General features: G+C 63.9%; 10 protein-coding genes and 1 tRNA gene. 8 read left to right on the forward strand and 3 right to left on the reverse strand.

All coding sequences use genetic code 11. The annotated features are described in order from the left end of the window. Positions 1-14 precede the first annotated feature (14 nt). Complete coding sequence (locus FSZ31_RS10580; RefSeq protein WP_147123357.1) at positions 15-947, reverse strand: isopenicillin N synthase family dioxygenase; 933 nt, start codon at positions 945-947, stop codon at positions 15-17. Between the two features lie 169 nt (positions 948-1,116). On the opposite strand from FSZ31_RS10580, the gene FSZ31_RS10585 reads away from it, so the two are divergent. The 4 genes from FSZ31_RS10585 (at position 1,117) to FSZ31_RS10600 (ending at position 3,669) form a co-directional block, all read left to right on the forward strand. Continuing rightward, a complete protein-coding gene (locus FSZ31_RS10585; protein ID WP_147123358.1) occupies positions 1,117-1,722 on the forward strand; it encodes a fasciclin domain-containing protein in 606 nt (201 codons plus the stop codon). A 142-nt stretch (positions 1,723-1,864) separates the two neighbouring features. Continuing rightward, positions 1,865-2,296: an EVE domain-containing protein gene (locus FSZ31_RS10590; protein ID WP_236643776.1), complete on the forward strand. Its 432-nt coding sequence runs from the start codon at positions 1,865-1,867 to the stop codon at positions 2,294-2,296. Positions 2,297-2,521: 225 nt separating this feature from the next. Beyond that, a complete protein-coding gene (locus FSZ31_RS10595) occupies positions 2,522-3,547 on the forward strand; it encodes a winged helix DNA-binding protein (protein ID WP_236643777.1) in 1,026 nt (341 codons plus the stop codon). 46 nt (positions 3,548-3,593) lie between these two features. Then, positions 3,594-3,669 (forward strand) — tRNA-Val (locus FSZ31_RS10600). A 219-nt stretch (positions 3,670-3,888) separates the two neighbouring features. Here the strand turns inward: FSZ31_RS10600 and acnA are convergent. Beyond that, a complete protein-coding gene (gene acnA, locus FSZ31_RS10605) occupies positions 3,889-6,651 on the reverse strand; it encodes an aconitate hydratase AcnA (RefSeq protein ID WP_147123359.1) in 2,763 nt (920 codons plus the stop codon). Positions 6,652-7,072: 421 nt separating this feature from the next. Between acnA and FSZ31_RS10610 the strand changes: the two genes are divergently transcribed. Together FSZ31_RS10610 and FSZ31_RS10615 are read left to right on the forward strand one after the other, a co-directional pair. After that, positions 7,073-8,143: a sensor histidine kinase gene (locus tag FSZ31_RS10610; protein WP_147123360.1), complete on the forward strand. Its 1,071-nt coding sequence runs from the start codon at positions 7,073-7,075 to the stop codon at positions 8,141-8,143. A 184-nt stretch (positions 8,144-8,327) separates the two neighbouring features. Continuing rightward, the gene (locus FSZ31_RS10615; protein ID WP_147123361.1) at positions 8,328-9,482 is read left to right on the forward strand and encodes a threonine aldolase family protein; all 1,155 of its coding nucleotides are present in this window, start codon (positions 8,328-8,330) and stop codon (positions 9,480-9,482) included. Positions 9,483-9,756: 274 nt separating this feature from the next. Here the strand turns inward: FSZ31_RS10615 and FSZ31_RS10620 are convergent, their stop codons facing one another. Continuing rightward, on the reverse strand, positions 9,757-10,140 hold the full coding sequence (locus tag FSZ31_RS10620) for a hypothetical protein (protein ID WP_236643778.1): 384 nt from the start codon (positions 10,138-10,140) through the stop codon (positions 9,757-9,759). A gap of 238 nt (positions 10,141-10,378) precedes the next feature. Between FSZ31_RS10620 and FSZ31_RS10625 the strand changes: the two genes are divergently transcribed. Next, entirely contained in the window at positions 10,379-11,200 is an 822-nt protein-coding gene (locus FSZ31_RS10625; RefSeq protein ID WP_147123363.1) for a ceramidase domain-containing protein, read from the forward strand. 81 nt (positions 11,201-11,281) lie between these two features. After that, positions 11,282-12,238, forward strand: coding sequence for a GGDEF domain-containing protein (locus FSZ31_RS10630; RefSeq protein WP_147123364.1), 957 nt, complete (start codon positions 11,282-11,284; stop codon positions 12,236-12,238). Positions 12,239-12,268: the final 30 nt, after the last annotated feature.

Genomic DNA, 12,268 nt, shown 5'->3' on the forward strand with positions numbered 1-12,268 from the left:
TCTATGTTCGAGGACTAGGCCTTCATCAGGCCGATCTCGATCAGCCGTTCGCGCAGATAATCGTCGGCCAGGATAGCGTCTGGATAGCGGTTGGGATGCTCGGCATCGATACATCCGGGCAGCGTGCGAATAGGAAAATCCGAGCGCAGATGAAGGAAAAAAGGCATGGAGTACCGTGCCTTACTCGCACGACCCGCGTCGGGATTGCGGACCTGGTGCGTCGTCGAGGGAAGACGGTGGTTGGTCAGCCGCTGGAGCATGTCGCCGACATTGACCGCCAGCGCGCCCTGCGGCGGATTGACCGGCAGCCATTCGCCGTCGCGCCCCTTGATCTCGAGGCCCGCTTCCTCGGCCCCGAGCAGCAGCGTGATCAGGTTGATATCCTCGTGTGCGCCGGCGCGAATGCCCGGCGCGGTCCCGTCGACGGGGGGATAATGGAGCAGCCGCAGCACGCTGTTGCCGTCGCTGACCGGCCCTTCGAACCAGTCGTCGTTGAGCCCGAGATAGATCGCGATCGCGGCGAGCAATTGCCCCCCGACACGGTCGAATTCGCCGAACAGCGGTTCGAGCGCATCACGAAAGCCAGCGGGGCGATCGGGCCAGATATTGGGCGGCATGCTGTCGGACAGCGGATGGCCTTCGGGCAGGTCGCGACCGACGTGCCAGAACTCCTTGAGATCGACGTGCTGCGCGTCCTTGGCGATCTCGGTGCCGAACGGCGTATAGCCGCGCGCGCCAGCGCGGCCCTGCAATACATAGGCGCGTTTTTCGGCGTCGGGCAGGGCGAAGAATTCGCGCGTCTTTTCCCACGCCTGGTCGACCAGTTCCTGATCGAGCCCGTGATCTTCGACCATCGCAAAGCCGAAGCGTTCGAACGAGGCACCGAACGCCTCGGCGAATTCGCGTTGCGGCAAGCGCATGGAGATGACCGGCACCTGATCCGACATGATGATATCCTATTCGATAATTCTGGGTTGCTGTGCCATATCCGCTACAGCAATGCCGTTACCGGAAAAAGAGGCGATGCGTTCAGGCGACGTTCGGGACCCGGCGGAATATAGAGACGTTGGCTCGACGTGCGATCGGGCGCGATTACGATAGAGAGAAGGACGATCGATGGGCGCGACACGTGGGAATATTGGCATCGCTTTGGCCTGTGCACTGGCCCTGGCCGGATGCGGCGACAAGGCGGCGCGCAACGAGGCCGATGCGGTCATTGCTTCCGATGTCGAATCGCTCGCGCTGCCTGCCGCCAACGAAGAGGCGATCGCCAACACCGTCGTCGAAAGTATCCGGCGACTCCCTGACACGACGAAATTCATGGCGGCGCTGACCGCTTCGGGGGTCGGCGAGGTGCTCACGCACGGCGGACCCTATACGCTGTTCGTGCCGACCGACTCGGCGTTCGACGAGCTGCCAAATGGCCAGTTCGATACGCTGACGATGCCCGAGAACAAGGCGCGGCTGGCCGGCATCGTCAATTCGCATGTCGTCAACGGGGCGCTGCAAGTGTCGGATTTGCGTGCTTTGGTAAAGAAAGGCGAGGGATCTGCAGTTGTTAAGACGCTCGCGGGTTCGGACCTGACAGTCAAGGCAGAAGGTGATATGATCACTGTTACCGACGCTACTGGCAAAGTGGCCACTATTGGCGGGACGGACATTGCCGCGGGGAACGGGATGATCCACCCCATCGACAAGCTGCTTTCGCCTGGTCCTGGATGATATTTGAGGTCTTGCCGATGCGGCGCGCGCATATCCCCCCGCTCACGGCGCGCATCGCCTGAGGGCCGCCTCCCTGGCCGGATCAACCGGCCCGGGGACGGCCCTCTTTCCATCGAGGGCCGCTTTGGGCTAGGCGACTGCCATGACCGAACCGCGCCACTGGCTGATGAAATCCGAACCCGACGCCTATAGCTGGGACGACCTTGTCGCCGAGGGCGAGGGCAGGTGGGACGGCGTCCGCAATGCCCAGGCCGCCAATTTCATGCGCGAAATGCGCGTCGGTGACCAAGTCCTGTTCTATCACAGCATCACCGGCAAGGCCGCAGTCGGGATCATGCAGGTCAGCCGCGCCGCCTATCCCGACCCGACCGCCGAACAGCCCGACAAATGGCCCGACAAATGGGTCGCGGTCAGCGTCAAGCCGGTCGAGAAACTCACCCACCCGGTCAGCCTCGCGCAGATGAAGGCCGAACCCAGGCTCGGTGAGATGGCGATGCTGCGCCAGTCGCGCCTGTCGGTCTGCCCGGTCTCGCCCGACGAATGGCGCACGATCCTGGCGATGGCGGAAGACTAGGCCATATCCGCGCCAGATCGGCTCAACCAAGCGCCATCTTGAAAACCTCATCCGTTCCGGATATGTTCCCGAAGCGGACGATATCTGTTTGTTACGGCGACTTTGCTTCGCCGGCCCCGGTCCGAAGCGGCCATACTCGTGCTTGTCATGTGCACGCTGGCGCCGAAACGGTGGTTTGAAACACAGGAAGGTCGAAAGACAGGGTCGAAACACAGGGAGGATGTAATGGGCGCGCCGGCATTCGATATGTACCAACGCGACTTTCCGCGAAGCGACGAAACCGGGGTGATCGTCATCGCCGACGCCGCCTTTCTGCCGCGGCTCGACCAACCGCTGCCCGACGCAATTCGCATCGTGCGAACGATCGCGATCGACGGACCGCCGCCGGCCCCCGCCGCGATGCTCGAAAGCGCTTTGGTGTGGATTGGCATTACGCACGCGCCCTCGGATGCATGGACGCATGCGCTCCGCACCGAGATCGCGGATCGCCCCGCGACGGCGTTCGTGGTTGAAGCGGTCGGAGCTGCCGCGCTCGACTGGGCGTGGGATGCGCTCGGCGACAGCCGCTGTACGATCCTTGCCGATCCCACTGCGCTCGACCGCTCGCTCGCACTGCAAGCGGCGTCGAGCGGGTTGGCTGCAGCGGCGTTCGACAGCGGCGGCGAAACGCACGCGAACGAGCTGGCGCGCCTGCGCGACGAAGTCGGCCGGATCGCCCATGCGCTGGCCAATCTGACCGACGCGGCGGCCGATCGCATGGCGGGAGATGGCGCGGGACCGACCGGCGCATCGGCCGATGGGTCCGGTCTCGCCGGCAATGGCAACGGCAGCGTCGCCGATCCCGCGCGCGGCTATGGCTATCAGCCCGCCCTCGATTCATTCAGCGGTCAGCGTCGGGCGGGGGTCACCTCGCTCGATATCCGCAAGATGATCCGGATGCGCCGCCTGCGCGACAAGCATTTCCCCAGCGACCTGTTCGGCGATCCGGCGTGGGACATGCTGCTAGACCTGATGGTCGCGCGGATCGACCGCTTGCCGGTTTCGGTGTCGAGCCTGTGCATCGCATCGGCGGTGCCCGCGACGACCGCGCTGCGCTGGATCAAGACGATGACCGAGGCCGGATTGTTCGAACGGCGCAGCGACCCGAGCGACGGGCGGCGGGTGTTCATCGCGCTGAGCGACGAAACCGCGCAGGCCATGCATGCCTATTTCGCCGACATGCTGGCAATCGGATCGCTGCTGCCCGCGTAAGCCTTGCGCGGCGCGCGCCGCACGGCTAATCGGCGCTTCCCGATAGGGGCGCTTAGCTCAGTTGGTAGAGCATCTCGTTTACACCGAGAGGGTCGGCGGTTCGAGCCCGTCAGCGCCCACCATCGTCGTTACGACGATGGTCACGCCAGTCGTTTAACATACCGAAAACGACACCGATGACGTATACAGCGGCGAGCAAATATGTGAGACCTGTTGTCTCGTAAAATTCAAACATGCCCGTCCGGCTACCAATCTCATTTATAAGATTGATGATAACGAGAGGCGCGATAGCAGCCCATGCCTCCGGTCCAAACAGAGTCGTTCGAATCCGCCCCCCCATTTTACTGAGCCGCAAGCTTCCTCAGCACATACTGCAGGATGCCGCCGTTATAGTAATATTCGAGCTCGTTGGCGGTATCGATCCGGCATAGCGTCTCGAACACTTCGCTCGTGCCGTCGGCGCGGGTCACGCGTACGTTGAGCGTCTGGCGCGGCTTTAGATCGGCGACGCCTTCGATCGTGAAGCTCTCGTCGCCGGTCAGGCCGAGCGTTGTGCGCGTCACGCCCTCGGCGAACTGCAACGGCAGCACGCCCATGCCAACGAGGTTCGACCGGTGGATACGCTCGAAGCTTTCGGCAACGACCGCGCGCACGCCGAGCAGGATCGTGCCCTTGGCGGCCCAGTCGCGGCTCGAGCCGGTGCCGTATTCCTTGCCGGCGACGACCACGAGAGGCGTGCCATCGGCCTTATGCTTCATCGCGGCGTCATAGATCGCCATCGTCTCGCCGTCGTATCTGGTCATGCCGCCTTCGACGCCGGGGACCATTTCGTTCTTGATGCGGATGTTGGCAAAGGTGCCGCGCATCATGACCTCGTGGTTGCCGCGGCGCGAACCGTAGCTGTTGAAGTCGGTTCGCGCGACCTGGTGCTCCATGAGGTAGCGGCCCGCGGGGCTGGCGACCTTGATCGCGCCGGCGGGCGAGATGTGGTCGGTGGTGATCGAATCGCCGAGCAGCGCAAGGCACCTGGCATCGCGGATGTCGCCGACGGGCGCGGGGGTCATTTCCATGCCGTCGAAATAGGGCGGGTTGGCGATGTAGGTCGAACCCGCGCGCCAGGCGTAGGTCGCCGATCCCGCAACGTCGATCGCGCGCCATTTGTCGTCGCCGGTGTAAACCTCGGCATAGCGCGCCATGAACATGTCGCGGTTGACGAACTGGTCGACCTTGGCGCGGACTTCGGCATTGGTCGGCCAGATGTCGGCGAGGAAGACGTCGTTGCCGTCGCGGTCCTGCCCGAGAGGCGTCGAGACCATGTCGGTGGTCACCGAACCCTTCAACGCATAGGCGACGACGAGCGGCGGCGAGGCGAGGAAATTCGCGCGGACGTCCTGTGAAACGCGGCCTTCGAAGTTGCGGTTGCCCGACAGGACCGATGCGACGACGAGGTTGTTGTCGTTGATCGCCTTCGACAGCGGCGGCGCGAGCGGCCCCGAATTGCCGATGCACGTCGTGCAGCCATAGCCGACGAGGTTGAAACCGAGCGTGTTGAGCTCTTCCGACAATCCCGCCTTGTCGAGGTAATCGGTGACGACCTGCGATCCCGGCGCGAGGCTCGTCTTGACCCACGGCTTGGCGGTGAGGCCGAGCGCGTTGGCCTTTTGGGCAACGAGGCCCGCAGCGATCAGGACGGTGGGGTTCGAGGTGTTGGTGCAGCTGGTGATCGCGGCGATGACGACGTCGCCGTCGCCGATCGTGCCTTCCTGTCCGGCAGGCGCGACACGGTCGTGCGTCGATGCGCCATAGGGATCGGCGCCGCTGTTGGCGCCATCGGCCGCCGCGCCCGCTTCGACGGGGACGCGGACCGCCTTCTCGCGGTTGTAGACGCTGGCGAGATCGCGGTTGAACAGGTCATCGACGCCGGTCAGCGCGACCTTGTCCTGTGGCCGCTTGGGTCCGGCAAGGCTGGGGACGACGTCGGTCATGTCGAGCTCGAGGCTGTCGGTGAAGACGAAGTCGCGGTCCTCGCCGGCTTCGCGCCACATGCCCTGTGCGCGGCAATAGGCCTCGACCAGTGCGATCTGTTCCTCCGAGCGGCCGGTCAGGCGCATGTACTCGATCGTCTTGGCATCGACCGGGAAGAAGCCGCAGGTCGCGCCATATTCGGGTGCCATGTTCGAAATCGTAGCGCGATCGGCGAGGCTGAGGACGTCGAGCCCGGGGCCGTGGAATTCGACGAAGCGCCCGACGACGCCGTGCGCGCGCAGCATCTGCGTGACGGTCAGCACGAGGTCGGTCGCGGTGATGCCCTCTGCCATCGCGCCGGTCAGGCGGAAGCCGACGACTTCGGGAATCAGCATCGATACCGGCTGGCCGAGCATCGCGGCCTCGGCCTCGATCCCGCCGACGCCCCAGCCGAGCACGCCCAGACCATTGACCATCGTCGTGTGGCTGTCGGTGCCGACGCAGGTGTCGGGATAGGCGATCGCCGCGCCCGCGCTGTCCTTGCCGGTCCATACCGATTGCGCGACGTGCTCGAGATTGACCTGGTGGCAGATGCCGGTGCCCGGGGGCACGACGGCGAAATCGTCGAGCGCCTTCGATCCCCATTTGAGGAACTCATAGCGTTCGATGTTGCGTTCATATTCGCGGATGACGTTGTCTTCGAAGGCCTTGGGCGTGCCGAATTCGTCGACCATGACCGAGTGATCGATGACAAGGTGAACGGGGACCTGCGGGTTGATCTTGGCCGGATCGCCGCCAAGCGCGGTGATCGCATCGCGCATCGCTGCCAGATCGACGACGCACGGTACGCCGGTGAAATCCTGCATCAGCACGCGCGCGGGGCGATACTGGATCTCTTTCGTGCTCTTGGGATCGGCGGCCCAGGCGACGACCGCGGCGGCGTCTTCGGTGGAAACCGTCGCGCCGCCGTCTTCGAAGCGCAGCATGTTTTCGAGCAGCACCTTCATCGAGAAGGGCAGGCGGTCGATATTGGCCTGTGCGTTTCCGCCCAGAGCCGCGGCGGCCCTGGCGAAGCTGTAATAGCCGTAGGATGCGTCGCCGACGGTGAGGGTGTCGCGGGTGTTGAGGGTATCGGTCATGAGGGGCCACCTGTCTTCGTTGGGCCGTCGCACGCGGTGGCATCGGCAACGCGACCCGGTCGCTGTTTCAGCGAAGGGAAGGGCGACCCATCCGGCACGAAAGCAAGGGATTCGTGAGTTGCCCGCGCTCTAGCAGGGGGAGGGGGATCGGGGAAGGGGGTGGTACGGGTAATCCGCGCCGCCCGGCTGGACCACCTGCCTTCGAGCGAACCGCGCATGCGAGGCATTCCACGTCGGTTTAATCCGGCATCGCGGCGATTTCGCGCAAGACCTGACCTTAAGTGTGGTAGCTACGACAGGCGCCAGCAGAGAACGTCCTGCGCCTGAAGCAAAAACCCAATTTTGCGCCACTCCGATCTTGCCGACCCACCCGGACTTTTCCGCGCACCGCGGTCCCCCGGCCCGCCCCAGAGAGGCTGTTATGCCTTCCGATCTCACGCCATTTCTCGACCCGGCGGTCAGCCTCGCCCAGGCCATGGTGACGACGTCCGATACGCCGTTGCTGATGCTCGACGGCGATCTGACAGTGCTTGCCGCCAGCAGCACGTTTTGCCGTGCGTTCGGGCTCGAAGCGGCACGGGTCGTGGGCAATTCGGTGCTCGCGATGGGCGACGGCGAATGGGCCTTGCCGCGCCTCGAATCGCTGCTCACCGCGACCAGTTCGGGCGGCGCCGATGTCGATAAATACGAGATGGACCTGAAGGGTCGCGACGGTGGCGAGGCGCGCAGTCTCGAACTGTCGGCGCATAAACTCGATTACGGCAAGACCGACACCATCCGCATGCTGCTCTCGGTTGCCGACACGACCGTCGCCCGCGCCTCTGCGAAGGAGCTGAAGCTGCTGGTCGCCGATAACCTGCTCCTGTTGCAGGAAGTCCAGCACAGGGTTGCCAACAGCCTACAGATCATCGCCTCGGTGTTGATGCAGTCGGCGCGCCGGGTGACCAATGACGAAACTCGCAGCCATTTGCAGATGGCGCAGAATCGCGTGCTGTCGATCGCTGCGATCCAGGAGCAATTGTCGCAAAAGGGCGCCGACGATGTGGCGCTGCGGCCCTATCTTGCCCAGCTCTGCCTCAGCCTCGGGGCGTCGATGATCGCCGATCCGGAGCTGCTCTCGATCGAGACCGATGTCGACGACGTCAGCGTTCCCGCGGCGATATCGGTCAGCCTTGGCCTGATCGTCACCGAACTGGTCATCAATTCGCTCAAGCACGCCTATCCGATCGATTCGGGCGGCACGATCACCGTCCGCTACACGGTCGCGAACGGCTGCTGGAGTCTGGAGGTTGCAGACGACGGCGTTGGCATGCGCAAGAAGAAGGGCCCGGCCAGGGCGGGCCTCGGCACGAGCATCATCGAGGCCCTGTCACGCCAGCTCCAGGCGCGGATCGTCATGACCGACCGGCAACCGGGCACCAGCGTCCTCATCGTCCATGAGATCCCCAGCATTACCGGCGCTGACCCGATGCCGGTGATGAATGCTGTCTAGGCGGGCATCTCCCTTCGCTGCACCGCCGCCGAGCGCGGCGGCATCGGAAGGACGCCCCGGTCGCTAGCGCGGCGAAGGGGAAGCGCGACCCATCCCGCACGAGGTTGAGCAAAAGCGTACAGAGCTTGAGCTAAAAGAGAGCGAGGTCTTGCGGTCAGCGCTGGCGAGCCGCAAGGACCTGCCGATGGACCAAATCAAGACACTGGAGACAGAGCGCACGCGCTTGCGTCTCACCTGCCGCCATCTTTCTGGTGGCGGGCCAACACATCCAGCCGACGAATTCGACGCGATCGCTGCGTGGCTGCGCGAACATGGCGACCAGGGCTCCAAGGAAGACCTGACGCCTGGGGTGCAGCCAGACGTGTACGGGAAGGGCGCGCTTGTTGAAGACTTCGAGGCGGAAGTCGCTGCGCTCTTTGGCATGCCGGCCGCGCGCTTCATGCCTTCGGGATGCATGGCTCAGCCGATCGCTCTTCGCATCTGGAGCGAGCGGGCAGGTAACCCAACCACAGCCTTCCATCCGACCTCGCACCTCCAGTTGCACGAAGAGCTCGGTTACCGATATCTCCATGGCCTCAGCGCGCACTTGATTGGCGATCCAGGCCGACCAACGACAGCAGCCGATGTGCAAGCAGTCCTCGCTCCCGGCGGTGCTGCTCACGAAACAGGCCTCGCTAGCCTGCTAGTCGAGCTTCCAGCCCGCGAAATCGGCGGCCAATTGCCGACGTGGGAAGAATTGGTCGAGCTAAGTGAGCTTTGTCGAGACCAGGGCATTCGCCTGCACCTTGATGGTGCGCGCGTGTGGCAAGCAGGGCCAGCTTACGGGCGCAGCCTGTCTGGGATCGCCGCTCTTTTCGATTCCGTTTATATCTCTTTTTACAAGGACGTTGGCGCGCTTCCTGGTGCGATGCTGCTCGGGTCCCAGGACTTTATCGACGAGGCAGCAACCTGGCAGAGACGGCAGGGCGGAACATTATACACGGCTGTGGCCAACATCGTTTCTGCACGCATGCACCTTGCCGATTGCCTCGAACGTATGCCGCTGTTGATTGAACGTGCCCGAAAGGTCGCGGCGCTCTTTAGCGTCCATGCGCGCGCATGCGTGATACCTGACGCTCCGCAAACGAGCATGTTTCATCTCAGGCTGGAAGGCGAGGAGGATGAGCTACTGGAGGCTCGTGACCGCGTTGCGCGAGAATTGGGCATTTGGCTTTTTGGTAATCTGAAGCAGATCGATGGGGAGACGGCGATGCGAACCGAACTTTCCATGGGCACATCAAGCCTGACCTTGGGCGATGACGAACTGGTCGCCGCAATCGCTCTGCTGTTTCGAAGATAGCAAGAAGGACTGCGTGGCCAACTAATCTTATGCTTTTTGCGGGCGTTGGATGACCGGATCTGGATCGTTAGGCGCACAGCAGCTGGCGGCCCAGAAGCAGCCATTTTGTGCCCGGATTTGTTCCGTTTGCGTTTAGCCAAATGCCCGTTTTCGCTCGAAACCTCAAATATCGTGCCCCGTCGACGACAAAGATGGGCACTCAGATCGCCGGAATGTTGGGGCCAATTCACGGCGCCCCTCTAAACCGCCGCGACCGTTCGTCTCTGTCTTTCCATTACGGCCGAAAATGCCTGGTCCGTTCCACAAGCTGGGTCATTTGCGTCGCCGCGTGAATGGTCAAGGGATGCTGTGTGTTTTCAGGACGCGGCGAAATGAATTCGGCCATCTGGGCAATCTGCCCCAGTTGGTCCTCTGACGCGGTCGACAGCAGGCTAATCAGGATGTTCTCCAAAGCGATGACCCGTATCCGCAGTTGGATTAGCTCGGCATCCGAAAGCGGCGGGATATCCCATTTATCGCACGCCGCGGCCAAGTTTTCCTGAGGACCGCAAGGCGTCGCGCCACCCTCGTCATCCCACCGCGAAAGCGCACTCTTCCTGTTGTCGCCAGTCATTTCTTTGGCTCCCGTATTTCCGACGCTCAAACTGACAGGTTCCATCACGCTTTTCCAGAAATGGTTGCTGCAATCATTTGGTGTCGACCGCCGGATTCGAGCACATTATGTGTTCGAAGCAGCCTTTTCAGCTGGCGACCCAATCGCGGTCATAACGCTGTAAAAAGATACGTGGTCAGTTCGTCGCTTTGGCTTCCAGGCAGTTGAGCGCTCGCCTTACTATCGACCGTTGTTAAGTCGCTGTCGTGGCGCTAGCTTTCCACACAGCAGGGGAGCGGGCAAGATGTACGGAATTACACGGCGGTCGTTAACGATCGCCCTCATTTTCACCGGCCTCTCCGCCCTCGCGACATACGCCGCGCTGATCGCACTTGGCCCCGACTGGGCGCGCTATCTTCCCGCTTCGTGCACCGCGACGCATTGTTTCTGTGAATTCCCGCGCCCCGGCGCGCTCGTCGTCCAGCCGGCGGCGACGTGGTCTTCGTTTGCCTATGTGCTGGTTGGCTGGCTGATGATCGGGTCGGCGGGGGCCTTCGGGGCGGCTGGCGCGCGGGAGGCGGGGTCGGCGATGCCTCCGCTGGCGATGCGAGCCCTGGGCGTGACCGCGATCATCGTCGGCGTCGGGTCGGCGCTGATGCACGCGACTTTGACCTTGTGGGGGCAGTTCCTCGACGTCGTCGGCATGTACCTGATCGGGTCGTTCGAGCTGGTCTGGGCGCTGGCGCGCTGGCGGCGGATTCGCGAGGGGCGGGCGATAGCCTTGTTCGCGTCGCTGTGCGTCGTGCTGATCGCGCTGCTGATCGTTGCGCCCGAAGTGCGCCGCTGGCTGTTCGCGGTGCTGCTGCTCGTCGCGATATGCGTCGAGCTGGTCTTTGCGAGGCCGCTGCGCCCCGGCGTGCGCTTGCGGCTGTTCCTCTATGGCCTGCTCGCGATGACCGTCGCCTTCGTGATCTGGATCCTCGACCAGAACGGGACGCTCTGCGCGCCGCACAGCCTGGTCCAGGGCCACGCCGTCTGGCACCTGCTCGGCGCGCTCTCGCTGTGGCTGCTGTTCGCCTATTACCGCAGCGAGCGGGCGGTGCCACAGGGGACCGGTCCAGTTTAGCGCTGTCCTGCGAACTTTCGCGCGGCAAAATCGTTTCGTGCGATTAACCCATGTTTAGGTACCGCGTGCTATCGCGCCGGCATGACAACGGCATTCGAACGCAGGAGCGGGTTCCACGACGCGATCGCAACGCGTCTGGGTTCGCCGGGTCGATTGACCCGTTTGCAGGGCTGGGCGATCGTCGGCGCGGGCAGCGTGCTCGCCGTCACCGCCGATGCGCTGACCGGCACGCAGGTGTGGTTCGGGCCGATTTACCTCGTCCTGATCGGAATCACCGCGCTGACCATCGGCGGGCGCCAGGCGTTCGTCCTCGGTTTCGGCTTCCTCGGCGCGGGTTTCGTCATCAACGGCGGTCAAATCTATCCTTCGGGCGGCATGACGGTCGCCTGGAACGTCGCGATGCGTATCCTCGCGATCAGCTTCATCACCCTGTTGCTCGTCCGCTTGCGGCGATCGCACGCCCAGGAATGGCTGCTCGCGCGGACCGACCCGCTGACCGGCGCGCTCAACCGCCAGGCGTTCTTCGAAATCGTCCCCAAGGTGGCGCGGACCGATAGCTGGAGCCTGCTCGCCTATGCCGATATCGACGGGTTCAAGGCGCTCAACGACATTCACGGCCATGCCGCCGGCGACGCCGTGCTCAAGGCCTTTGCCGACGATGTCCGCCGCGCGATTCGCGACGGCGACCTGTTCGCCCGGATCGGCGGCGACGAGTTCGTCATCTATCTCCAGACCGCCAGCGAAGCCGACGCGCGATCGGTCGCGCAGCGGCTCCACCTGCGCATGAACGCGGTGCCGCGCGCGGGCAGCGGGGCAATGCGCTGCAGCCTCGGCGTGCTGTTGCTGCCGCCCGGCCCCGTCGCGCTCGACGCCGAGCTGCGCATTGCCGACACGCTGATGTACCAGGCCAAGAGCGAAGGCGCCGCGCTCGTCGTCGCGACCGCGCAGTGGATCGACGGTGCGCCATTCGTCCCCGACGCGCCGCCGCGCGGCACCGCGCCGTTTCGGATCGTCGAACGGCCCGGACAGGCGGCCTGAACCACGCTGCATCGCCTCACCGGGCGCGGC

Source organism: Flavisphingopyxis soli, from assembly GCF_007995095.1.
Taxonomy (GTDB): domain Bacteria; phylum Pseudomonadota; class Alphaproteobacteria; order Sphingomonadales; family Sphingomonadaceae; genus Flavisphingopyxis; species Flavisphingopyxis soli.